22 protein-coding genes are annotated in these 23,372 nt (G+C 64.6%); 8 read left to right on the plus strand and 14 right to left on the minus strand.

Annotation, left to right across the window (positions count from 1 at the left end; all coding sequences use genetic code 11):
• Positions 1–34: 34 nt before the first annotated feature.
• Entirely contained in the window at positions 35–874 is an 840-nt protein-coding gene (locus tag ACNJX9_RS05575; RefSeq protein ID WP_439408076.1) for a protein-disulfide reductase DsbD domain-containing protein, read from the minus strand.
• 142 nt (positions 875–1,016) lie between these two features.
• Between ACNJX9_RS05575 and ACNJX9_RS05580 the strand changes: the two genes are divergently transcribed.
• Positions 1,017–1,661: a YqgE/AlgH family protein gene (locus tag ACNJX9_RS05580; protein WP_057759357.1), complete on the plus strand. Its 645-nt coding sequence runs from the start codon at positions 1,017–1,019 to the stop codon at positions 1,659–1,661.
• A 133-nt stretch (positions 1,662–1,794) separates the two neighbouring features.
• Here the strand turns inward: ACNJX9_RS05580 and ACNJX9_RS05585 are convergent, their stop codons facing one another.
• Positions 1,795–2,682 carry a TauD/TfdA dioxygenase family protein gene (locus ACNJX9_RS05585; RefSeq protein WP_439408077.1) on the minus strand — a complete coding sequence of 296 codons (888 nt, stop codon included), beginning with the start codon at positions 2,680–2,682 and terminating at the stop codon, positions 1,795–1,797.
• Positions 2,683–2,873: 191 nt separating this feature from the next.
• Positions 2,874–3,653: an SDR family NAD(P)-dependent oxidoreductase gene (locus ACNJX9_RS05590; protein WP_439408078.1), complete on the minus strand. Its 780-nt coding sequence runs from the start codon at positions 3,651–3,653 to the stop codon at positions 2,874–2,876.
• Positions 3,654–3,752: 99 nt separating this feature from the next.
• On the opposite strand from ACNJX9_RS05590, the gene ACNJX9_RS05595 reads away from it, so the two are divergent.
• Complete coding sequence (locus tag ACNJX9_RS05595; protein ID WP_439408079.1) at positions 3,753–4,490, plus strand: SDR family NAD(P)-dependent oxidoreductase; 738 nt, start codon at positions 3,753–3,755, stop codon at positions 4,488–4,490.
• Between the two features lie 179 nt (positions 4,491–4,669).
• A complete protein-coding gene (locus ACNJX9_RS05600; RefSeq protein WP_439408080.1) occupies positions 4,670–5,044 on the plus strand; it encodes a CsbD family protein in 375 nt (124 codons plus the stop codon).
• Positions 5,045–5,161: 117 nt separating this feature from the next.
• Here ACNJX9_RS05600 and ACNJX9_RS05605 read toward each other — a convergent pair whose 3' ends face one another.
• Together ACNJX9_RS05605 and ACNJX9_RS05610 are read right to left on the minus strand one after the other, a co-directional pair.
• Positions 5,162–6,850, minus strand: a complete 1,689-nt coding sequence (locus tag ACNJX9_RS05605; RefSeq protein ID WP_439408081.1) for an SGNH/GDSL hydrolase family protein — start codon at positions 6,848–6,850, stop codon at positions 5,162–5,164.
• A gap of 173 nt (positions 6,851–7,023) precedes the next feature.
• Entirely contained in the window at positions 7,024–8,370 is a 1,347-nt protein-coding gene (locus ACNJX9_RS05610) for a lytic murein transglycosylase (RefSeq protein WP_439408082.1), read from the minus strand.
• A 251-nt stretch (positions 8,371–8,621) separates the two neighbouring features.
• Here ACNJX9_RS05610 and ACNJX9_RS05615 point away from each other — a divergent pair, with 251 nt between their 5' ends.
• A complete protein-coding gene (locus ACNJX9_RS05615; protein WP_057759347.1) occupies positions 8,622–9,497 on the plus strand; it encodes a UTP--glucose-1-phosphate uridylyltransferase in 876 nt (291 codons plus the stop codon).
• 133 nt (positions 9,498–9,630) lie between these two features.
• Here the strand turns inward: ACNJX9_RS05615 and ACNJX9_RS05620 are convergent, their stop codons facing one another.
• Positions 9,631–11,127 carry a diguanylate cyclase gene (locus ACNJX9_RS05620; RefSeq protein ID WP_439408083.1) on the minus strand — a complete coding sequence of 499 codons (1,497 nt, stop codon included), beginning with the start codon at positions 11,125–11,127 and terminating at the stop codon, positions 9,631–9,633.
• Between the two features lie 154 nt (positions 11,128–11,281).
• Here ACNJX9_RS05620 and ACNJX9_RS05625 point away from each other — a divergent pair, with 154 nt between their 5' ends.
• Positions 11,282–11,545, plus strand: a complete 264-nt coding sequence (locus tag ACNJX9_RS05625; protein ID WP_057759341.1) for a DUF7662 domain-containing protein — start codon at positions 11,282–11,284, stop codon at positions 11,543–11,545.
• Positions 11,546–11,770: 225 nt separating this feature from the next.
• On the opposite strand, the gene ACNJX9_RS05630 is transcribed toward ACNJX9_RS05625, so the two are convergent.
• The 3 genes from ACNJX9_RS05630 to ACNJX9_RS05640 all read right to left on the minus strand — a co-directional run bounded on the left by ACNJX9_RS05630 (position 11,771) and on the right by ACNJX9_RS05640 (position 16,460).
• The gene (locus tag ACNJX9_RS05630; protein ID WP_439408084.1) at positions 11,771–12,226 is read right to left on the minus strand and encodes a DUF3551 domain-containing protein; all 456 of its coding nucleotides are present in this window, start codon (positions 12,224–12,226) and stop codon (positions 11,771–11,773) included.
• 193 nt (positions 12,227–12,419) lie between these two features.
• Complete coding sequence (locus ACNJX9_RS05635; RefSeq protein ID WP_057759339.1) at positions 12,420–15,296, minus strand: EAL domain-containing protein; 2,877 nt, start codon at positions 15,294–15,296, stop codon at positions 12,420–12,422.
• A gap of 165 nt (positions 15,297–15,461) precedes the next feature.
• Positions 15,462–16,460, minus strand: a complete 999-nt coding sequence (locus ACNJX9_RS05640) for an NAD(P)H-quinone oxidoreductase (RefSeq protein ID WP_439408085.1) — start codon at positions 16,458–16,460, stop codon at positions 15,462–15,464.
• A 127-nt stretch (positions 16,461–16,587) separates the two neighbouring features.
• Between ACNJX9_RS05640 and ACNJX9_RS05645 the strand changes: the two genes are divergently transcribed.
• A complete protein-coding gene (locus tag ACNJX9_RS05645; protein WP_057759335.1) occupies positions 16,588–16,779 on the plus strand; it encodes a DUF1192 domain-containing protein in 192 nt (63 codons plus the stop codon).
• 470 nt (positions 16,780–17,249) lie between these two features.
• Positions 17,250–17,759, plus strand: a complete 510-nt coding sequence (rcdA, locus tag ACNJX9_RS05650) for a protease adaptor protein RcdA (RefSeq protein WP_057759334.1) — start codon at positions 17,250–17,252, stop codon at positions 17,757–17,759.
• Positions 17,760–17,967: 208 nt separating this feature from the next.
• On the opposite strand, the gene rpmE is transcribed toward rcdA, so the two are convergent.
• Positions 17,968–18,195 (minus strand): 50S ribosomal protein L31, encoded by a 228-nt coding sequence (gene rpmE / locus ACNJX9_RS05655; RefSeq protein ID WP_028182497.1) that lies wholly within the window; start codon positions 18,193–18,195, stop codon positions 17,968–17,970.
• A 202-nt stretch (positions 18,196–18,397) separates the two neighbouring features.
• On the opposite strand from rpmE, the gene ACNJX9_RS05660 reads away from it, so the two are divergent.
• On the plus strand, positions 18,398–20,224 hold the full coding sequence (locus ACNJX9_RS05660; protein ID WP_439408086.1) for an ABC transporter ATP-binding protein/permease: 1,827 nt from the start codon (positions 18,398–18,400) through the stop codon (positions 20,222–20,224).
• Between the two features lie 140 nt (positions 20,225–20,364).
• Here the strand turns inward: ACNJX9_RS05660 and ACNJX9_RS05665 are convergent, their stop codons facing one another.
• The 4 genes from ACNJX9_RS05665 to ACNJX9_RS05680 form a co-directional block, all read right to left on the minus strand.
• Positions 20,365–20,634, minus strand: coding sequence for a hypothetical protein (locus tag ACNJX9_RS05665; RefSeq protein WP_439408088.1), 270 nt, complete (start codon positions 20,632–20,634; stop codon positions 20,365–20,367).
• Between the two features lie 67 nt (positions 20,635–20,701).
• Complete coding sequence (locus ACNJX9_RS05670) at positions 20,702–21,148, minus strand: GNAT family N-acetyltransferase (RefSeq protein ID WP_057759330.1); 447 nt, start codon at positions 21,146–21,148, stop codon at positions 20,702–20,704.
• Complete coding sequence (locus ACNJX9_RS05675) at positions 21,148–22,176, minus strand: peptidoglycan -binding protein (RefSeq protein ID WP_057759328.1); 1,029 nt, start codon at positions 22,174–22,176, stop codon at positions 21,148–21,150. The genes ACNJX9_RS05670 and ACNJX9_RS05675 overlap by 1 nt, the downstream gene beginning before the upstream one ends.
• A gap of 24 nt (positions 22,177–22,200) precedes the next feature.
• On the minus strand, positions 22,201–23,223 hold the full coding sequence (locus ACNJX9_RS05680; protein WP_057759893.1) for a hypothetical protein: 1,023 nt from the start codon (positions 23,221–23,223) through the stop codon (positions 22,201–22,203).
• Between the last annotated feature and the right edge of the window lie 149 nt (positions 23,224–23,372).

Below are 23,372 nucleotides of genomic sequence, written 5' to 3' on the forward strand. Positions count from 1 at the left end.
AGACGATAGCTGAGAGCGGAGCGGCAGCTTCGCTTCACTGCAAGTTCGTATTGAACTCGTAGGATTTGTCCGGCCCCACCAGCGTGAATTTCAGTGCCGCGCCGTCAGGCTTGACGCCCGGCGGCAATCCGTCGAGCTCGAAGGAAAATCGCTTCACGCCAGGCGGGCCGGGCTCGACCACATCGGGAATCGGCAGCGACCACTCCGGCGTCGGCCCTTCCACGAACAGATTGACCTTGCTGCCCTCGGGGGCGACGACATCGACCACCACGTTCTTGGGCCCGTCGCGCCTGACGTCGCGGATGGTCAGCGGATTGGGGTCGCCGATATTGGCGGGCTTCGGCACGGCGTCGAGCGCTGCGCGCAAATTGCCGTCTTCAGTCGATGCGACGTTGTTGAAGCCGAGCTCGACATTGGCTTCGACGGGAATGCAGAGCTTTTCGCAGACCGCGTAGTTGATCTCGGCGCGCAGCGTCACCGGCTTGTCGGCCGCCTTGGCGACGATGCGCAAGGGCAGCACGATCTGATCGTGATAGCCGATCGAATGCCCGCCCGCGCCGTCGTCAAACTTTTGCGGCGCCGGCCACATCACGGTCACGGCTTCGACATTGTCCGACTTGGAGAAGTCGAACCGCGGAGGAACGCCGGAATCGCCCGGCATGCGCCAGTAGGTCTTCCAGCCGGGCTCGAGCTGGATGGCGATACCGCCGAGCAACACCGTGCCGCTGCGCGATCCCGCGAGCAGGCGCACCGCGGAATGTCCGTCTCGCTGCCACGGCGACGCATCGTCGGTATGGCCAGCCATCGCCAGTGACGACGCAAGCAAGGTTGCTGCGACGCCAATCGCCGCCTGCAGGGGAACTCTGGTCAGCATGGCACGTCTTTACAGGGTCGCCCCTGGTCAAACCATTGAATTGCTTGTGATGGATGCACCCGAATCATATCTCTGCAAGCCTTGATTTGACAGCAGGCCGGCCCGACATCAGGATAGGAATTCAAACCGGAGTGCTTCACTGATGGCTCCCACAGGCAAGAGGACGGGCGAAAGCACCCGCAGCACAGGCTCCGGGCTCCCCAATTCCGCCGTTTACCTCGACGGCCGGCTCCTGATCGCGATGCCAGTGATGGGCGACTCCCGCTTCGAGCGCTCGGTGATCTATCTCTGCGCCCATTCCGCCGAGGGCGCGATGGGCATCATCGTCAATCATCCCGCTGGCAGCATCGACTTTCCCGAGCTGCTCGAGCAACTCGGCATCGTCAAGAAGGGCGAGCACATCAAGCTGCCCGAAAATGCCGAAAGCATGAAGGTGCTGCGTGGCGGCCCGGTCGACACCGGCCGCGGCTTCGTGCTGCATTCCAGCGATTTCTATATCGAGAACGCGACGCTGCGGATCGACGACGGCGTCTGCCTCACCGCGACGGTCGACATCCTGCGCGCGATCGCCAATGGTTCCGGCCCCAAGCACGCCATCCTCGCGCTCGGCTATGCCGGCTGGGGGCCGGGCCAGCTCGAGACCGAGATCCAGAGCAACGGCTGGCTGCACTGCGATGCGGATGCGGACCTGATCTTCGGCGACGACGTCGACGAAAAATACGGCCGCGCCCTGCGCAAGATCGGCATCGATCCCGGCATGCTGTCGAACGAGGCCGGGCACGCGTAGCTGCTGATGGCGTAATATACCGCCGTCATTGCGAGGAGCCCTTGCGACGAAGCAATCCAGACTGTCTCCGCTGAGCAATTCTGGATTGCTTCGCTTCGCTCGCAATGACGGAATTTGCTGGCGCTGTGCTGCCCTACTCCGCCGCCTGCTGCTGCACCGTCGGCTCGGTCCCCGCCACCGTTGCGCGGCGCATGTCGCGGGGCTGCGACTGGTCGTAGCGGCGGACGCGGTGCATGGTCTGGCGGTTGTCCCACATCACGAGGTCATGCAGCTTCCATTTGTGGACGTAGACGAACTCTGCCTGCGTGGCGTGCTCATTCAGGTCGCGCAGCAACAGCCGTCCTTCCGGCACACTCATGCCGACGACCTTGCCGGCATGCGATGAGAGATACAGCGATTTGCGGCGATGCACGGGATGGGTCCGCACCAGCCGCTGCAGCACCGGCTTGAACATTTCCTTTTCCTCGTCGGTATACTCGGTGAAGCCGAGCGATCCGCGCGAATACATCAACGAGTGCTCGCAGACGAGGTCCTCGATCTCCGCCTTGGTCTCGTCATCCAACGCATCATAGGCCGCGCGCATGTCGGCGAATTCGGTGTTGCCGCCCTTCGGGTTCACCACGCGGGCCGACAGCAGCGAGAACTTTGCCGGGATCGGGCGGAACGAGCTGTCGGAGTGCCACAGGCAATTGCCGAGATTGAACAGATGCGTGCGGCTGTCCTTGGCCAGCGGCTTGCCGTCCTTGCCGAGATTGGAGACGTCGTTGAGGCCGGACTGCAGCCGATAGTCCTTCTCCTTGGTCACCGTACCGCCGCGGGCGTCCTCGCGCGGGCCGAAATTCAGCGCGAAGGCCATCTGCTGCTCGTCATTGATGTCCTGGTCGTGGAACACGAGCACCGCGTACTTGTCCATGGCAGACTCGATCTCGCGGGCCTCATCCGGTGTGAGAGCTTTTCGCAGGTCGAGGCCCGAAACCTCGCCGACAAAATGCTTCTGAAGCTGCCGGATGGCGATCGTCATGGTGTTTCTCCCGCGGCTGCGAGCGGTTGGTCCCGCTCTGTCGGTGAAAAGCTACTCTGGCACTCGCAGTTGTCAACGCGCGGCACGCATGGCTCCCTTGTAGCCCGGATGGAGCGGAGCGCAATCCGGGGGCTTTCCGCCAGATGAGAACCCCGGATTACGCTTCGCTTCATCCGGGCTACGCCATACCGTCACGCGTTCCGCGCCATCAGGCCGCCGTCGACGGGGATCACGGCACCGGTCAGGAACGATGCCGCCGGCAGGCACAGGCTCAGCGTCATATGCGCGACCTCTTCAGGGTCGCCGTAGCGGCCGAGTGCGGTGCGGCGCTTGGCGTAGATGGACTTGTGCTCCTCGGAGATGCGATCGGTGATGGCGGTGCGGATCGGGCCCGGGCAGATGCAATTGACGGTGATGCCCTCGCGGCCGAGCTCGACTGCGAGCGATCGCGTCAGGCTCGCGACGCCGCCCTTCGCCGCCGAATAGGGGCTGTGCAATGCTGTGGCGCCCAGCGCTTCGGTCGAAGCAATATTGACGATGCGCGCCGACTTCGATTTGCGCAAGTGAGGCAGCGCGGCGCGGATGATGCGCGGATGGGCCGTCAACATCACCGCGATGCCCTTGGCCCAGGCGTCGTCGTAAGCCTCGTCGTCGATCGCGACGCGCACAGAGATGCCGGCATTGTTGATGACGATGTCGAGCCCGCCGAAATGCGCGGCGACATCGCCAACCACGCGCTTGATCTCGCCGCCGTCGGCGACGTCGAGCCTCCACGCCTTCGCCGTTCCGCCGCTCGCCGTAATATCTTTCGCGACGGCATGGGCGCCTTGCTCGTCATAATCGGTGACCGCGACGTTGGCGCCCTCGCCGGCGAACACGCGCGAAGTGGCGCGGCCCATGCCGCTAGCCGCGCCGGTGACGAGAACGGTCAGACCCTTCACGGAGCGGCTGAGCTCTTTGAACTCGGACATGCTGTTTCCTCGCGGTCTCTTGTTTCTTGTTATGAGATGGACAAGGCTGGCATCGATCCGCAGACAGGTCAAACAAGCAAGACAAGAGGGGAGGCCGCGATGGCGAACGAACTCGATTTCTCAGGCAGGCAGGTGCTGGTGGTCGGTGGTTCCAGCGGCATCGGCAATGGCATTGCACAGGCCTTTCGCGCGAGGGGTGCTGGCGTAGCGGTATGCGGCACACGCGCGCGTGCAACGGAATATCAGGCGGAGGAGGGCTCCGATCTCACCGGTCTTGCCTACGCGCAGCTCGACGTCAGCAATGCCGGCGCCATCGAAGCGTTCAAGCCATCGTTCGATAGGCTCGACATTCTCGTGCTCGCGCAGGGCGCGGTGATCTATCGCCGTGGCGAGTTCGAGATGGCGGGCTTCCGCAAGGTTGTCGAGGTCAATCTCATGAGCCTGATGGCGTGCGCGATGCGATTTCATTCCATGTTGCGGGATTCCAGGGGCGCGCTGATCATGGTGTCCTCGACCGCGGCCTATCATTCCACCATGGGCAATCCTGCCTACAACGCCTCGAAGACCGGCGCGGTCGGCTTGACGCGGACCTTGGGCGAGGCGTGGGCCGAGGACGGCATCCGCGTCAACGGCATCGCGCCCGGCCTCGTCGACACCAAAATGACGAAGGTGACGACGGACAATCCGAAGCGGCTCGAAGGCGCATTGGCACGGATTCCGCTGCGGCGATTGGGCACGCCGGCCGACATGGCGGGTGCCGCGCTGTTCCTGGCCTCGCCGCTGTCGTCGTACATCATTGGACAGACGCTCGTGGTCGATGGCGGGCTGATCTTGTAGCGCATCCTGTAGCCCGGATGGAGCGGAGCGCAATCCGGGGTTTCTTCAATGCGGTTACTATCCGCAAGGTGAAATTCCCGGATTTCGCTCCGCTCCATCCGGGCTACACACTTTCGTCGCGCCGTGGAACTGCGCTGCTCCTGATCGGTTACTTGGGCAGACCCCCGAGGAGGAGCATCATGGACAAGGACAGGATCGTCGGATCGGCCAAGGAATTCGCTGGACGCGCGGAAGGCGCCGTCGGCGATCTCGCAGGCGATGCGCAGACACAGGCGTCGGGCAAGGCGCGCGAAGCCGCCGGCACCGTGCAGAATCTCTACGGCCAGGCCAAGGACGCCGTGCGCGACGCTGCGGACACCGCCACGAGCTATGCCAAGGACGCCTATGAGAACAGCGGCGACACCTTCCGCGATGGCTCCAAGGCGATTGCGCAAAAGGTGCAGGACAATCCGCTCGGCGCGCTGCTGGTTGCCGGCGGCATCGGCTTTGCGCTCGCGCTTCTGATGTCGCGCCCGGCACGTCGCTCGCCGCCGCGCTGGCGCTATTACGGCTGAGCCCGTCCGTCATTCCGGGGCGCGTGTAGGGCGAACCCGGAATCCATCGTGCCACCATCAATGCTGTTGAATCGATTCCGGGTTCGCGCCAAGAGGCGCGCCCCGGAATGACTTGGCCTACCGAACTTCCGCCGCACGCCCGACATTGCCGGGCGGACGCGGGATCGCAGGATTCGGATTCGGGTTGCGCGGCGGCGGCGCCAGCTGGCGCGGCGCGGGCTGCGGCGAGCCGAAGCCGAAGAAATCACGCAGTGACGGGGTAGCCTGTGCCGGTTGCTGTGGCGGCTTCTTCGGTGCGGGCGGCTTGGGAGGCGCGACCGCAGAAGCTGCACCAGGCGTGCCGGGGGCCCCAGCACCTCCGTCGGGCGTGGTCGCCGCAACCGGCGTATCGCCCTTGGCCTGCTCGCGGCCGACCTCGCGGCGCGGCCAGGAATAATCATCCGCGCGGCCCGCGGGCGCGGCCAGCGGCTCGCCCTTCACCAGCGTTTTGGCGGCGAGCGCATCGACAGCGGCTGGACGCGTGCCTGGTCCACCCAGCAATTGATCGGTCGCGATCGAGGCCGCAACCAGCGGCACGATCGGGCCGGCGAGCGGTCGCGGCGGCGGCTTGCCGGGCTCGGCATTGGTATCGGGCGTCGCCGGTTCGCTCGGCAGGGCGATGGGACCGGAGCGGCCCGCCAGGAGACGCGTGATCTCGCGCTCGACATAGTGCGCGAGCTTGCGCGCGCCGGGCTTGGTGAAATAGACGCCGTCGCCGCTGCGCAGCTGACGGATCTGACCTTCGAAGTCAGGGCCCTTCTGCAGGAAGCGGCCGGCCTCGTCGACGAAGCCGTCCCAGACGTCGACATAGGTGATGCCGGCCTTGGCCGCGCCTTCGCGATAGAGCGAATCCAGGAACAGCATGTCCGCGGTGCCCTTGGGGCCGCGGATCGCAGGCAAGCCGACCCAGAGCACCGGCACGCCCTTGGCCTTCAGGACGTTCGCGAGCTCCTCGATCTTCTTGCTGTAGAGCTCGACCCAATGGTCGTCACGGAATTCGTAGACGCCATTTGGATTGCGTGCGGTCTTCTCCGGCGCGCTCGCCGGCGCATCAGCGTTATCGGCGTCGTCCTGCGGCAGGTCGGTATCGACAGGTTTGTCGTCCGGTTTCGCAGCAGAGTCGGGCTTGGCATCGCCGGGCTTCGCATCCCCCTGCTTGCCTTGGGGCTTGGCGCGCGCGCCCTTGTCGTTCTTCTTGTCTTTGTCCTTGTCCGCCGGCTTGTCGGTGACGGGCTCGCGGATCGAAATGCGGTCGTTGAGGCCGAGCATGACGACGATGACGTCAGGCTTCTCGGTCTCCAGAATGCCCTTTGCGGCAGCGGCCCAGTCCGAGGGCTCGCCCTTCGGCTGATACTTGATCAGCCCGGACGTGGTCTTGTGCTTGCGGATCACGCCCATGTCGGGCTGCTCGGTATAGGCGTCTTCCAGGCCGTAGGCGAGCCAGTCGGCCATGGCATCGCCGATCACCAGCACGTTCTTGTCGGCAACGGTGTCGCGCTTGGCGGGCGCCGGCGCGCGCGAAAAATCCTGGCGCGGAGCCTGCGGCTGCTGTTGCTGGAACGGCGCGAAGAAATCGCCGCCGAACCAGCCGCCGCCACGCTGCGGCGGCGGCGCCTGGCGCTGCGGCGGGCCGCCGAAGCCGGGGAAGCTGAAGAACTGCGCCGAGGCCGGTCCCGCGACCGAGACCAGGATCGCAAGCGCCGTCCCCAGCGCGATCAGCGGGCCGGTCTCGGTCAGCGCCTTGAAAAAGGATTTTGGCTTCGACATGCGATCTCGGGCGCGCGCAACGGGGTCTGGAAACAGGTCGTTATAATAACGGAATCGGGCGCCAAACGGGCAAATTCTCTTGCAGATTCTTGGGGCAATTTCTTGGGCAATTTCTTGGGGCAATGCACCGCCGATCGACGAAATCGCCGCTCAGGGTTACTTTCGGGCCGTTTCTACCTCCCGCGCAGCCGGTCCAGCACGTCGGAGGTGGCAAATCCGTCGGCAGGGAGCCCGATCGAGACCTGGAAATTGCGCAGCGCATCCCGGGTCTGGCCGCCGAACTGACCATCCGGGGTGCCCTTGTAGAAGCCGCGCTGGGCCAGCAACTGCTGCAGTTCCAGCCGCTCGGTCCGCGAGAGCTCCCGTTCCTGTCGTGGCCAGGGCTGCACGAACGGCTGCCCGCCGCGCAGGCGGTCGGCGAAATGGCCGATCGCCAGCGCATAGGCCTCGGCGGGATTGTATTTCATGATGACCCGGAAGTTCTGCAGCATCAGGAAGCCCGGCCCTTGCGCGCCTGCGGGCGCGAGCAGATAGGCTTTCTCCGCCGGATGCGGGAAGGGCTGGCCCGTCGCCCGTTTCAGCCCGAGCTTCTCCCATTGCGCCAGCGTCATCATCTTGGCGCGGTCGGCCAGCATGTAGTTGAAGCCTTGGGGCACCACGACCTCAAAGCCCCAGCTCTGGCCGCTCTGCCAGCCGTCCTTCTTCAGATTGTTGGCGGTCGAGGCGATCAGGTCGGTCGGGTTGTCGACGACGTCGCGCCGTCCGTCGCCGTCGCCGTCCACGGCAAAGCGCTTGAACGCGGTCGGCATGAACTGGGTCGGGCCGAACGCGCCGGCCCAGGAGCCGCGCATCTGCTCCGGCCTGAGATCGCCGCGGTTGAGGATTTCCAGTGCCGAGAGGAACTCGTCCTTGAAATAGGCTTGGCGGCGGCCGATGCAGGCGAGCGTCGCGGTCGATTGCAGCACGCTGCGGTCGCCCATCTGCGTCGAATAGTTGGACTCGATGCCCCAGATCGCGGCGATGATATAGCGATCGACGCCATAGGCCTTTTCGGTCGCGTCGAACTGCGCCTTGTATTGGACGAGGATCTCCCTGCCTTTGGCGAGGCGGTTGTCATTCACGAGGATGTCGAGATAGTCCCAGATCGACTTCGAGAATTCCGGCTGCGAATCCATCAGGTCCATGATGCGCAGGTCGGGCGTAAGCCCGGCGGTGAAGCGCTGAAAATTCTCCTGCGTGATGCCGCGCCGTGCGGCATCCGGCCACATCCCCGCAACGCAATTGTCGAAATTGCCGGCCGCCTCGCGGATCGCAGCCGCCGTCATCAGCGGATGGCCGGAGGCGCCGTCCTCGCCAGACCACGGTTGGGCACCGCCAGGGCCGGGCGGGGCTTGCGACGGCTGCGGGTTCGAGCCGGAGAAAATACCGCCGAACAGGTTGGACAGGCCGTTTTGCCCCTGTTGTGCTTGCCCCTGTTGCGCTTGGGCCTGCGCGGGGAACAGCAAGCCGGCCGCAAGCATTGTTGCGCCGGCCAATGTTGATGCTACCGCTGTCACTAATCGTCTCATATCCCACTCGTCGGCCGAAAATTCGCCATCAGGAGGCCTCGTTACGGTTGCCAATATCTTAACAAAGGTGAATTTTTGCTGGTCACCTTTTTCGCAAATTCTCGGAGACGGAGCCCAACATCCGCCTTTGTTACCGGCTGCAAAACGGCTAGCAAGATGCCATTGCTTCTTTCACGCGCGCTCCAAGGTATTCGATCGATCACATGAAAATCCGCAAAGCCGTATTTCCCGTCGCCGGCCTCGGCACCCGCGTCCTGCCCGCCACCAAGGCGATGCCGAAAGAAATGCTCACCATCGTCGACAAGCCCCTGATCCAGTATGTCTATGACGAGGCGCGGGAAGCCGGCATCGAGCACTTCGTCTTCGTCACCGGCCGCAACAAGAACGTCATCGAGGATCATTTCGACAGGATGTTCGAGCTCGACTCGACGCTTGCCGCACGCGGCAAGAAGACCGAGCAGGAAATCCTGGCGCAGAACCAGCCGGAAGCCGGCGCCGTCAGCTTCACCCGCCAGCAGGCGCCGCTCGGTCTCGGCCACGCGGTCTGGTGCGCGCGCGACATCGTCGGCGACGAGCCGTTCGCGGTGGTGCTACCCGACGAGCTCGTGCTCAACACGCCGGGTTGCCTGAAGCAGATGATCGAGACGGCTGCAACGCTCGGCGAGAAGTCCAACCTGATCGCGGTCGAGGCGGTGCCCGACCATCTCACCCATCAATACGGCATCTGCGGCGTCGGAAAACGCAGCGGCAAGATGTTCGAGGTCGACGGCATGGTGGAGAAGCCGGCCAAGGGCACCGCGCCCTCAAACCTTTCCATCACCGGCCGCTACATTCTCCAGCCCGAGATCTTCAAGATTCTGGAGACCCAGGAGCGCGGCGCCGGCGGCGAGATCCAGCTCACCGATGCGATGATCGGCCTTTCCAAATCGCAGAAGTTCTACGGCGTGGAGTTCGAGGGCGAGCGCCATGATTGCGGCTCCAAGCCCGGCTTCCTCCGCGCCAACATCGCCTATGCGCTCAAGCGCCCCGAGCTGCGCGAGGGGCTGATCGCGGACATGAAGAAGTATCTCGGGCAGTGACATCGAAGGCGAAATGCCTTCGATGTCATCCCGGGATGGTCCGAAGGACCAGACCCGGGATCTCGAGATTCTCTGGTGCGCAAGTGCGCACCAGAGTTCGATGCTTCGCATCGCCGCGGAATGACAGCGGTCTTCACGCCACCAGCGACAAGTGCGGCAAGCTCGCCACCACCGACTGATTCCGCCCGCCGGCCTTCGCGGCATAGAGCGCCTTGTCGGCTGCCGCAACCAGCACGGCCCAGTCCATGCCGGCCGTGGGCGCAAGGCTGGCGACGCCGCAGGAGACGGTCGATCCCGCGCCGCCATCGGACCAGCCCAGCACCTTGGCGCGAATGGTCTCGGCGATCTTGAACGCGTCGGCGGCCGACGTGTTCGGCAGCAGCACGGCGAACTCCTCGCCGCCATAGCGCGCGGCGCAGTCGCTGGCGCGACGCACCGAGTCCGAAATGCAGATGGCGATGCCGACCAGCACCTGGTCGCCGGCCTGGTGGCCGAACGTGTCGTTGTAGGCCTTGAAATGGTCGGCATCGATCATCAGCAGCGCTACTTGCGTCTTCTGGCGCATGGCGCGCCGCCATTCCATGTCGATGACCTGGTCGAACTTGCGGCGGTTGCGCAGGCCCGTGAGCGCGTCGGTCGTCGCCATCTCCTCGAGCTTGCTTTCGGCATCCGCGCGCCGGCCGATCTCGCGGGCGAGCACGATGGCCGAGCCCAGCACGAACAGGGAGAGCACCAGCACCACGGCGCCGATGCGCAGCGCTTCCCTCTGCCACAGTGCGAACACCGCGCTCAGCGGCTTGCCTGCCACGACAAACAACGGACCGGCGCCGCTGCTGCGCACGTAGAGGCGCGGCGTCACATCCACCGGCCCTTTTCCGGCGTAGGATCCGCCGGCCTTGAGATTTTCGGGTTTCCAGTCCTGCTGCGTTCCCAGATTCTTGCCGACGATGTCGAGATCGAACGGCCGCCGCATCATGATGGTGCGGTCGCGCTTGAGCACCGTGATGGTGTCTTCGGTGGCGAGGCTCAGCCGCTCGAACAGTTCGTGGAAATAGGTGTAGCGGATCGAGCCGGCGACGACCCCCATGAAGCCGCCGTCGCTATCGCTGATGCGCCGGCTCAGCACGATCGAAAAGGCGCTGCGGAACAGCATCGGGCGGCTGATGAACAGTCCGACGTCCGGGTTGTCGCGATGAACCCTGAAATACTCTTCGTCGGCGCGGTTCTCCGGTTGCGGATCCAGCGTCGAGGCATCGATGCTCAGTCTGCCGTCGGCATCGAACACCTGGATGGCACCGAAATGCCGTGCCGTGGTCGCATGATCGAACAGGATGAGCTGCCGGATCGGCTTCGAGACCGTGGCTATTTCCGGCAGCAGCATGTTGTTGACGACCGCCTTCAGGGACAGGTCGTAGATATCGATGTTGCGGCTGATGTCGGCGTCGATCGAGGTGGCCAGGTTTTCCAGCGTCTGGCGGGCCAGCGCCTCTTCGCCGCGACGCATGTCCAGCATGACGTTGACGCAAATGGCGGAAAAGCCGATCACCGTCACGACCGACGTGATGATCAACAGCTTTGCCGACATACGCCAGGGCCGGCGGGCCGTGGCTTCGCGCCATCCAGACAGCATCCTTTGCTCCCGATCCTAGTGGATGCGCCTGAAATCTTGCGTAGTGTTTAAGCCGCGACGGCACTGCCGCGATGAGTTAAGGATTGGTTTATCCGGCTGACGATTTTCGGCAGGCCTGATCGGCTGGATCCCGGCTTCGGACGAGAGGACTGATGTGAACGACTACGACGCGCTACGTGACTATCTGCTGCGGCAGAAGCAGACGGAATTCGTGCTGAGCTTTGAGCAGATCGAGGAGATCATCGGCGCAGCCCTGCCGCGCGCGGCCAACCGTGCGTCATGGTGGGACAGCCTGCGCAGCCCCGATATCAAGATGCCGCAACGCGAAGCCTGCCTCGCCGCGGGATTTGTCGCGACACGGATGCCGGATGGCGCCAGCGTGCGGTTCACGAAGCGGAAGAAGGACGGGCGGAGGTAGAGCCAAGCCGTCATTCCGGGGCGATGCGAAGCATCGAACTATGGTGCGCACTTGCGCACCAGAGAATCTCGAGATTCCGGGTTCGCCTCTTCGAGGCGCCCCGGAATGACGGCCGGCAATCAGGTCTTGTAGGGTGGGCAAAGCGCAAGCGTGCCCACGTCCTCTGGATGGCGGGCACGGCGGAAGTGCGCCTTTGCCCACCCTGCGGCGCCGCGCACCTCTGCTCTAGAGGCTTCGTCTCACGCTTTCGAGAAATTGTTGCTTTTCGCCAGGCGCGTAACCCTGGGAAGCTCCGTAATACGGTTCATTGGATTGATTGTATGGTGCGGACCGGGCGCGGATCGGTGACTTGGGTGGCACATACGATCTGGTCTTGGCGTGTGCGGCCGATCTTCCCTTCATCGTCGCCGTCGCACCAGCGTAATACGGGTTGAGGACGCACATCTGACCGTTGGCCGATGCCCTGCATTCGTCCATCGTATGGTAGCTGCATCGATAGTAGGGAGTAGCGCCGTAGGCGACGACGTACAGACAAACGGGAAAAGCCGGATCATATGTCTGAGCCCGGGAATGCCCTGATGTTAAGACCATGCCTGTGGTCAAAATCGTCAAAGCCAATGCGCGCATTGGATCTTCCTCCAAGTGGCGCAGCATTCGGTGCACCCGGACCGTAGGCTGCATTGATCCAGGTCAATGTTCTCGGAATGGGTTCATGCGCGGAAACGAGAGGCAGCGCTGGTCTTAAGTATCGTAGACGGCAAAGCGACTTGTCCGCCGCTCGAAGAGCGAAGGCGGAAGCATGCCCACGTCTTCTGAATGGTGGGCACGGCGCAAGTGCGCCTTTGCCCACCCTACGGTACCTCGCGCGAAAAGATCAGCTCGCCGCTTCCAGCCGCACTTCCGTCAGCAGGCGCATCGCGGCATCCGCGTCCATCGGCTCGCCGAAGGCAAAGCCCTGCGCGTATTCGCAGCCCAATTGGTACAGCTCGACCGCGTCGGAATCGGTCTCGGCGCCTTCCGCCACCACGTCCATGCCGAGATCATGCGCGAGCGCGATGATCGACTTCAGGATCACCGGCCGCGTGCCGCGATTGGTGGTGCGGACGAAGGACTGGTCGATCTTGATGGTGTCGAACGGGAAACGCTGCAGATAGGCCAGCGAGGAATGGCCGGTGCCGAAATCGTCGAGCGACAGGCCGGTGCCGAGCTCGCGGATGCGCGTGAGCATTTGCGCGGCGTGCTCCGGATTCTCCATCACCAGCGATTCCGTCAGTTCCAGCTTCAGCGTGCCGCGGGCGACCGACGAGCGCGACAGCACGGTGCGGATATCGTGGATCAGATCGTGGCGCAGCAGCTGCCGCGAGGAGACGTTGACGGATGCGAAGATCGGCTCGCGCGACCGCATCGCGCGCTGCCAGACCGAGAGCTGCTTGGCGGTCTGGTCGAGCACGAACATGCCGAGATCGACGATCAAGCCGGTCTCTTCCGCGATGGTGATGAATTCCGACGGCGCCATGCGGCCGAGCTTGGGATGATCCCAGCGCGCCAAGGCCTCGAAACCCGCGACCGAACGGTCCTCCAGCCGCACGATCGGCTGATACAGGATCGTGAGCTCCTGCCGCTCGATGGCGCGGCGCAGCTCGCTCTCCAGCGTCAGGCGGTCCGTCTTCCGTGCGCGCATCGCGGGCTTGTAGACGTCGATACGGTCGCCGCCGATGCGCTTGGAATGATACATCGCAAGCTCGGCGTCCTTGATGATCTCGTCCGTCAGCTGCGTCTGCGGATCGGACAGCGCCATGCCGATCGAGGCGGTCAGGAAGATCTCGCGGTCGTTGAAGGCGATCGGCGCGCGGATGGTCTTGCGGATGGTCTCGGCGAAATTGGTGATCCGGGCCGGGTCCTGCTCCGACAAAAGGATCAGGCCGAACTGGTCACCGGCGAGCCGCGCCAGCGTGTCCTGCGGCTTCAGGATGCGGGTGAGGCGGCGGGCCAGCGTCAGCAGGATGGAATCGCCGACCGCGATGCCGACGGAATCGTTGACCTGCTTGAAGCGGTCGAGGTCGATCACCATCAGCGTCGGGCGCAGCGTCGGCATCGACTTGGCGAAATGCGCGACGGCACCCAGGCGGTCCATGAACAGCTTGCGGTTCGGCAGGCCGGTGAGGTTGTCATGCACGGAATCGTGCAGCATGCGTTCCTCGGCGTTGCGCAGCTCGGTGACGTCGGTGAGCGTGCCGACCACGCGCGAGACCTCACCGTCGGAGCCCACCACCGGCCGCGCCTTCAGCGCGAACCACATGAAGTGACCGTCGGGGGTACGCAGGCGGAAATCCTGCACCAGGCGGCCGCGGCGCTGGTCGAGCACGCTGTCGAGCGCGGCGCGGAAACGGTCCTGGTCGAGCGGGTGCAGCACCTCGAGCCAGGAGGCCGCCGGGCCTTCCAGCGTGCCGCGCTTCAGTCCGAGCAGGGCTTCCGTCTCGGGACTGGTAAAAACCTTGTCGGCGGAAACGTCCCAGTCCCAGATCAGGTCGCCGGAGCCGGCCAGCGCCAGCGCTCGCCGTTCGATGTCGGAGACGACGCCGGTGCTGGCGCCGCCACCGGCGAAGGCGTGCTGCATGACGGTGAAGCCGATCAGCATCACGATCAGCACGAGGCCGCCGAGCAGGGCAGGGCCGACGATGTCATTGGTGACGGAGCCTGCGACCGTCATGCCGGCTGCGACCACCCAGACCACCAGCAGGAACCAGGTCGGGATCAGCAGCACCGCGCGATCGAAGCCGTGGGTGGAGAGATAGACGATCAGAGCGAAGCCGGCGAAGGCGATCAGCACCAGGGAGATGCGCGCGATGCCGGAGGCGACGGCCGGATCGAACAGTGCCAGCGCGACCAGCGAGCCGAGGAAGGCGAGCCAGCCCACCGTGATGTGCGAGTAGCGCACATGCCATCGACTGAGATTGAGGTAGGCGAACAGGAACACCAGTAGCGTCGCCGCCAGGATCGCTTCACCCGCCGCGCGCCAGATGCGCTCGGCGTTGTTCGACATGTCGAGCACCTTGCCCCAGAAGCCGAAATCGACGCCGATATAGACCAGCACCGCCCAGGCCAGCGCCGCCGCGGCCGGGAACATGATGCTGCCCTTCACCACGAAGAGGATGGTCAGCACCAGCGCCAGCAGGCCGGAGATGCCGATCACGATGCCCTGGTACAGCGTGAAGGAGTTGACCTTGTCCTTGTAGGCTTCCGGCTCCCAAAGATAGAGCTGCGGCAGCTTGTCGGTGCGTAGTTCCGCGACGAAGGTGACGACGGCGCCGGGATCGAGCGTGATGCGGAATACGTCGGCCGTCGCACTTTCCTGCCGTTCCGGCCGGTCGCCGATCGACGGCGTGATGGTTGCGATGCGCGACAGGCCGAGGTCTGGCCAGAGCAATCCCGATGAGACGATGCGGTAATGCGGGGCGACGATCAGGCGGTCGAGCTGGTCGTCGGTGTTGTTGGCGAGCGCGAACACCACCCAGTTCTGGCCGCCCTCGCGCGCGCGCACCTCGATGCGGCGGACGATGCCGTCGGTGCCGGGCGCAGTGGAGACCTGGATGCGATCGGCGTCGCTGCGCTGATGCTCGAGCACGCCGGTGAGATCGATCGCGGGCGCGTCGCTGCGGACGCTGACGGCGTCAAGCGCGCGCGCGGGATACGCGGCGACAAGAATCATGAGGCCCAGCGCGATGGGCGCGAGGCACCTGATCAGACGCAAGGTCAGTTCTCCGCGTTGGACGCAAACTCTGAGTGCAAGAACGGCACGCAAGGCTGGTACGTAAGGACGATTTCAGGCCGGACGGAAGTGGTTCGGCATTCGCGATAGATGCCACGAAAGCGAGGAAAATCAAAGGGTTTCCGCCCGGTTTGCTGGCCCTGCGGCCTAGACCTCCAACACAATTTTGCCAATATGTGCTGAGGTCTCCATGCGCCGATGGGCGTCGGCGGCCTTTTCAAGCGGGAAAGCGCTGTCCATCAGTGGTTTGATCCGTCCTTCGCGCAGCAGCGGCATCACTTTCGCCTCAATGGCAGCCACCATCGCCGCCTTGTCCGCATTACTACGGGGACGCAAGGTCGAGCCGGTATGGGTCAGCCGCTTCACCATCACCTTGGCGATGTTGACGCTGACCTTGGGACCGTTGAGGGTCGCGATCTGGACGATGCGGCCGTCGACGGCAGCGGCGTCGTAGTTGCGGTCGACATAGTCGCCGGCGACCATGTCGAGGATCAGGTTGACGCCGACCTTGTCGGTCTCTTCCTTGACGACAGCGACGAAATCTTCGGTCTTGTAATTGATCGCACGATCCGCCCCGAGCTTGAGGCAGGCGTCGATCTTGTCCTGCGAGCCGACGGTGACGAACACCTTTGCACCGAACGCCTTCGCGAGCTGGATCGCCATGGTGCCGATGCCGGAGGAGCCGCCATGGATCAGCAGCGTCTCGCCGGACTTCAAGCCGCCGCGCTCGAACACGTTGTGCCAGACCGTCATCAGGGTTTCCGGCAGCGCGCCGGCTTCCTGGATCGAGAGCGCCGGCGGCACGCTCATGGCCTGGGCGTCCTGTGCGATGCAGTACTGCGCATAGCCGCCGCCGGCGACGAGCGACATCACGATGTCGCCGATCTTGTGCCGCCTGGCGTTGCTGCCAACCGCGACCACTTCACCTGCGATTTCGAGGCCGGGCAGGTCGCTGGCGCCGGGCGGCGGGGGATAGGCGCCGGAGCGTTGCGCCACATCGGGCCGGTTGACGCCCGCAGCCTTAACCTTGACCAGGATCTCGTCAGGACCGGGCTGCGGAACGGGACGTTGTTCCGGCACCAGGACCTCCGGTCCACCAGGCTTGGAGATGGCGACCACGGTCATTTGCGCTGGCAGCTTGTCCATGATGTGTCCTTGAGCAAAGGTGCGAGGGAAACGAGGCCTTTGATTAGCCAGCGCGGTCCTGGCTGGCAACCGCCCAAGCCGGTTTCAAGCGGTGTGGTCCGGTCCGCGGACGAGAGGAGGAACGACGATGCCGATGGAAGACGACGACCGCCCGCGCAAGAAGGTCACCCACGAGATCGGACAGGATCTCTCACTCTTGTCAGTGGAGGAACTGACCGAGCGCGTCGCCCTGCTCAAGACCGAGATCGCAAGGCTGGAGGAAGCCGCCACCAGGAAGCGCGCCTCGCGCGATGCGGCGAACAGTTTTTTCAAGACGTAGTCGGGAGCGCCTGCTTCGACGCGTCATGGCCGGGCTTGTCCCGGCCATCCACGTCTTTCTTTCCAACAGCGACGAAGAACGTGGATGGCCGGGACAAGCCCGGGCACGACGGCGGAGAGAGCGCGACTACATCCCACTCGGCCACTGGCCGACATGGCTAACGAACCCTCAAAAAATTCGTTCGTTTACTCCCAATTAAGCTTTCGAGTTTATGACTGGAACTGTCCTCGTTTGGACACCGAGTGGCTCCTGTCCACTCTGTTTGACGCCTCCCTGTTATCAACTTTCAAAGCCGCCGGTCTCCGGCGGCTCTTTTTTTCCTCCATTCCCGGTTGAATTCCTCGGAATGACGCGCGGAAACCATATCCGCGCTTGCCGCTGGACTCCGCGATCCCCCCGCGCAATGATTTGTTCATCATAAGCCGGCGCAAAAGCCGGACAGGTAAACAGTTGCGTAAGGGGCGTTAACCATGGAACGTTTGCAGGCCGATGGCGCTCTCGTTCAACTCAGCGAGCGGTTCACCAATTCTGCGGCGTTCGGCGCCCTGTTCCGCGAGGGCATGGATCTCGTCGAAGAGACTGCCGCCTATCTCGACGGAGCCGGCCGCGCCGAGGCCAAGGCGCTCGATCGGGCCGTCAGCCTCACTTACGCGACCGAGAGCATGCGCCTCACCACGCGCCTGATGCAGCTCGCCTCATGGCTGCTGCTGCATCGCGCCGTGAAGGAAGGCGAGATGACGCTGGTCCAGGCCAACCGCGAGAAGACCAAGGTCAAGCTCACCGCCGCCGATCCCGGCCCCGCCGACACCATCGAGAAACTGCCGAGCTCGCTGCAGGATCTGATCCATCGCTCGATGAGCCTGCAGGCCCGCGTGCGCCGGCTCGACAGCTCGATCCACACCCCGCCGGCCGACCACGTCGCGATCGGCAACCCGCTGGTGCCGCATCTCAACGCCTTGAAGGCCGCGTTCGAGCGGTAAGCTCTCCGAGGCAAGCCCCACTCTTGTAGGGTGGGCAAAGGCGCAAAGCGCCGTGCCCACGCTCTTTCTCGATCATGCGCGGGTGGTGGGCACGCTTCGCTTTGCCCACCCTACGAAATCTCGGTCTTGATCGACGACGGCCTCCAAAAACAAAAACGCCCGCGGTCTGCCGGGGGCGTTTTTCGTCTCCAGCCTTCGCTGGCCGGGATCAATCCTTTTTGAGGAAGCCCGAAAACTTCTTCTGGAAGCGCGAGACGCGGCCGCCGCGGTCCATGATCTGGGTAGAGCCACCGGTCCAGGCCGGATGCGACTTCGGGTCGATGTCGAGGTTCAGCGTGTCGCCTTCCTTGCCCCAGGTGGAGCGGGTCAGGTACTCGGTTCCGTCGGTCATGACGACCTTAATCGTATGATAATCCGGATGAATTTCGGCTTTCATGGCAATTCCTAGGGCGCCCGGCGCCCGGCTTGAGTGACTATCGAATGACGGATTTGGCGGGGTCTATACCCCACGGGGTCCCCTAAAACAAGCCATTGTGGGGACTTGAGAACCGGGCCGTCCCTTACGGTACATCCCGGATTTGCCTCGCCCCGTGCCGGGGCCTATGTGGAGCCTACGTCTCTCTTTTGGTCGGATTCCAATGAGCGCAGTTGAACGGCTTGAAACCGGGCATACCGAGGCCCCGTCGATCGAGGCCGAGCTGATCGAACAGCCGGCCAGGGGCCGGGCCAAGCTGCGGCCGCTGCTGGCGCTTGCGCCCTACGTCGCCCGCTATCGCGGCCGGGCGGCGCTGGCCTTCGTTGCGTTGACGATTGCGGCGCTGACCACGCTGCTGGTGCCGGTCGCGGTGCGCCGGATGATCGATTTCGGGCTGACGCCCGAAGGCATCGCGATGATCAACAGCTACTTCTCGGTGATGATCGCCGTCGTCGCCGTGCTCGCGCTGGCGAGTGCATCGCGCTATTACCTCGTGATGACGATCGGCGAGCGCATCGTCGCCGATCTCCGGCGCGACGTGTTTGCGCATCTGCTCTCGCTGTCGCCCTCTTTCTTCGATTCCGCGCGCAGCGGCGAATTGGTGTCGCGGCTCACCGCCGACACCACGCAGATCAAATCCGCGGTTGGCGCCTCCGTGTCGATCGCGCTGCGCAATCTCATGATGTTCCTCGGCGCTGCCGCGATGATGGTGATCACCAGCCCGCGGCTCTCGGGCTTCGTGCTGCTGGCGATCCCCCTGATCGTGCTGCCGCTGGTCGCGTTCGGGCGCTGGGTGCGGCGGCTGTCGCGCAACGCGCAGGATACGCTGGCCGAAGCCTCCGCCTATGCCGGCGAGCTGGTCGGCGCGATCCGCACCGTGCAGGCCTATACCAGCGAGGGGCTCGCCGCGAAACGCTTTGGCGGCGAGGTGGAGCAGGCCTATGAGGCAGCGCGCACCTCCACGCAAGCCCGCGCGGTTCTCACCGCCATCGTCATCTTCATCGTGTTCGCAAGCGTGGTCGGCATCCTCTGGATCGGCTCGCATGACGTGCTGACGGGCGCGATCACCCCGGGCCGGCTCGGCCAGTTCGTGCTCTATGCGGCCTTCGCGGCCGCGGGGCTCGGCCAGCTCAGCGAGGTCTGGGGCGAGGTATCGGCGGCATCAGGCGCGGCCGAACGTCTGTTCGAGATCCTGCACGTGAAGCCCGAGATCGCCGCGCCCGCATCGCCGCGCGCACTGCCCGTGCCGGGGCGCGGCGAGGTCGGCTTCGATCGTGTCAGCTTCGCCTATCCGGCGCGGCCCGACGTCAACGTGCTCGATGCTGTTTCATTTACCGTGCGGCCCGGCGAGAAGGTTGCGATCGTCGGCCCGTCCGGTGCCGGCAAGAGCACGATCTTCCATCTGCTGCTGCGCTTCTACGATCCCAAGGGCGGTTCGATCTCGCTCGATGGCGTGCCGGTGAAATCCGCCGATCCGCGCGACTTCCGCTCCCGCATCGCTTTGGTGCCGCAGGAGTCCAATGTGTTTGCCGCCAGCGCCCGCGAGAACATCCGCTTCGGCCGGCCCGATGCTGATGACGCCGAGGTCGAGCGTGCAGCCGATCTCGCGCATGCCTCTGAGTTCATCCGCCGCCTGCCTGAAGGTTTTGATACCCCGCTCGGCGAACGCGGCGTGACGCTGTCCGGCGGCCAGCGCCAGCGCATCGCCATCGCCCGCGCCATCCTGCGCGACGCGCCGCTGCTGCTGCTCGATGAAGCCACCTCCGCGCTCGACGCCGAAAGCGAGACGCTGGTGCAGACCGCACTCGAAGAGCTGATGGCCCATCGCACCACGCTCGTCATCGCGCACCGCCTCGCCACGGTGCTCTCCTGCGACCGCATCCTGGTGATGGACCAGGGCAAGATCGTCGAGCAGGGCACCCATGCCGAGCTCGTCGCCGCGAACGGGCTCTATGCGCGGCTGGCGAGGTTGCAGTTCGAGGGCGCGTGAGACGCCAGTCTCTCTCCGCCCGTCATTGCGAGCGTAGCGAAGCAATCCAGACCGTCTCTGCGGAAGAATTCTGGATTGCTTCGTCGCAAGGGCTCCTCGCAATGGCGGGCGGAGAGAGCTTGGCGCCTAAGCACCGATTCTCACTCGCACTTCGGCGAGCCCATCGGCACGTTCGGCCACGGCCAGTTCTTCCAGCTGCCGCCCTCGCCGATACAGGCCGATCCGCCGTTGGCCGGCGTCGGGTTGTCGGTCGGAGCAGCGTTGTTCGTTAGCGCTGGCGAACCTGTCGTCTCGGTTGCTGCCTTGGGCGGCGAAGCCAGGCGCTGGTCGACATACACAGTCGACACATAGCCCGCGACCATGACGCCGAGAAAGACCGAAGACCCTTTGGCCAGATCGCTCAGCCGCATTGATCCTCTCCATCAGTTTGCTGATTGCGACACTAGCAAGCCACGCTGCGCCTTTGCGTGACATCAGTCACGGCCGCCACGCCATCTTCAGCACCGGCCGTCCCGATGTCGGGTTCACGTCCTCGCCGGCATGGGCGAAGCCGTTGCGCTCGTAGAAGCGGATGGCGCGGGCATTGTCCTTGTTCACCAGCAGCGTGACGCCTGACGGTGACAGGCGTTTTGCTTCGTCCACCAGCAGCCTCGCCGCGTCCGAGCCCCAATGATCGGGGTCGACCACGAGCTGGTCGAGATAACCATCGCCGTCGATGGTGACGAAACCGCTCAGCGTGCCATCTTGTTCCGAGACGATGATCTGGGCCTTCGGCACCAGATCCTTGCGCCAGCGTTCGCGCCACCAGGCCAGCCGTGCGGCGAAGTCGATCTGCGGATAGGCCTGCTGCCAGCTGCGATGCCAGAGGTCGATCGCCGCCGCTTCGTCGGCGTCCGCGTAGGGGCGAAGGTGGAGCGCGCTCACTACCGCTCCGTCAGCTTCAGCTCGATGCGGCGGTTGCGCTTGTAGGCCTCTTCGGTGTTGGCGGTGTCGAGGGGCTGGAACTCGCCGAAGCCGGCGGCGACCAGGCGCTGGGCCGGCACGCCGAGCGAGATCAGATATTGCACCACCGAGATCGCGCGCGCCGCGGACAGATCCCAGTTCGACTTGAAGTTCGGACCGTTGACCGGCCGCACGTCGGTGTGGCCGTCGACCCGCAGCACCCAGGCGATCTCGGCCGGGATCTTCTTGTCGAGCTCGATCAGCGCGTTCGCCACGGTGTCGAGCTCGGCCTTGCCCTCGGGCAGCAGCGTCGCCTGTCCGGTGTCGAAGAACACTTCGGACTGGAACACGAAACGGTCGCCGACCACGCGGATGTCGGGACGGTTGCCGAGAATGGCGCGCAGGCGCCCGAAGAACTCGGAGCGGTAGCGCGACAATTCCTGCACGCGCTGCGCCAGCGCGACGTTGAGGCGTGAGCCGAGATCGGCGATGCGGTTCTGCGATTCCTTGTCGCGCTTCTCGGATGCATCGAGCGCCTCTTCGAGGGCGGCCAATTGCCGGCGCAGCGCGCTGATCTGCTGGTTCAGCACCTCGATCTGCGCCAGCGCCCGCGCCGAGACCGCCTTTTCCGACTCGAGCGCCTTGCCGAGCTCGGTGGTCTTGCCTTGAGCATCGTTGCCGGCATTGGCAAGGCCTTCATAGAGGCCCTTCATGCGGTCGCGCTCGCTCTCGGCCGAGGCGAGGCCGGCCCTGAGCTGCGAGACCTGATCATCGAGCGAGAGCTTGCCGAGCTTCTCCAGTGACAACAGCTCGGTGAGCTGGGCGATCCTGGCGTTGAGCTGCTCCAGCGCCTTGTCCTTGCCGGTGACCTCCTGCGACAGGAAGAACTGCACGACCAGGAACACCGACAGCAGGAACACGATCGACAGCACCAGCGTCGACAGCGCGTCGACGAATCCGGGCCAGTAGTTGAAGGCGCCTTCGCTGCGGCGGCCGCGGGCTAGAGCCATGCTCGCCTCTCAAATCCTGATTGCTTAACTCTTCTCGGGCTGGCGCGCGATGCGCTCCAGCAGGCGGCGGATCTCGCGGTTCTGCTCGCCCTGGCCGTCGGCCCATTCGCGGATCATCTGCTGCTCGGTCCGCATATGCGAGACCAGCGCCTGGATCGCTTCGGCAAGGCTCGCCATCGCCGCGGTGGTGCCGCGGCTGGCGCTGCCTTCCTCGAGCACGGAGCGTAAGCGTTCGACGGCGGCCTGGAGCTCGCCGCTCGCCACCCCGCCGCCGGTGCTCGCGACGGCGGCGACCTCTCCGTTGCCGTATTCCCGCACGGTGGTGGCGAGCCAGTCTTCGAGGTCGGTGTAGAAGCGGTTCTGCGCCTGGCTCGATTGCAGATCGAGGAAGCCGAGGATCAGCGAGCCGGCGAGGCCGAACAGCGATGAGGAAAAGGAGATGCCCATGCCGCCGAGCGGGGCGGCGAGGCCCTCCTTCAGCGTGTCGAACAGCGCGCCGGCATCGCCGCCGACCTTGAGCCCGTCGATGACCTTGCCGACCGAGCCGACCGTTTCGATCAGGCCCCAGAAGGTGCCGAGCAGGCCGAGGAAGACCAAGAGGCCCGTCATGTAGCGGGAGATGTCCCGGGCCTCGTCCAGGCGCGTTGCGATGGAATCGAGCAGGTGCCGCATCGTCGTCTGCGTGATGCTCATCCGCCCGGAGCGCTCTCCGCCGAGGATCGCCGCCATCGGCGCCAGCAGTTTCGGGTGCCTGGCCGGCGCCAGGCCCGGGTCGGCGATGCGGAAATTATTGACCCAGGACACCTCAGGATAGAGCCGGATCACCTGGCGGAAGGCCAGCACGATGCCGATGAACAGCACGGCCCCGATCAGCGCGTTCAGTCCGGGATTGGCGAAGAAGGCCAGGATGATCTGCTTGTAGAGCACCACGCCCACCAGCGTACACAGCACCAGGAAGACCAGCATCCGCACCAGGAAGACGCTGGGCGAGGACAGTTTTGTGTATTCGATGTCGATGGTGGAGCGGGGCGAGGCGCCTGACGGCATGGCCGGGATCATCCATTACGAAGCTTGCTTGCCTCCGCACTATGGCACAGGCCGGGTGCAAAAAAAGCGCCGGATGTGCGGATTTCGGGAAGGCGCGCGGAACCCAACGCTGAAACCGGGCTTTGTTATCCACGTATTTTGCAAAACTT

It is taken from the genome of Bradyrhizobium sp. BLXBL-03 (assembly GCF_051853015.1).
GTDB classification, from domain to species: domain Bacteria; phylum Pseudomonadota; class Alphaproteobacteria; order Rhizobiales; family Xanthobacteraceae; genus Bradyrhizobium; species Bradyrhizobium manausense.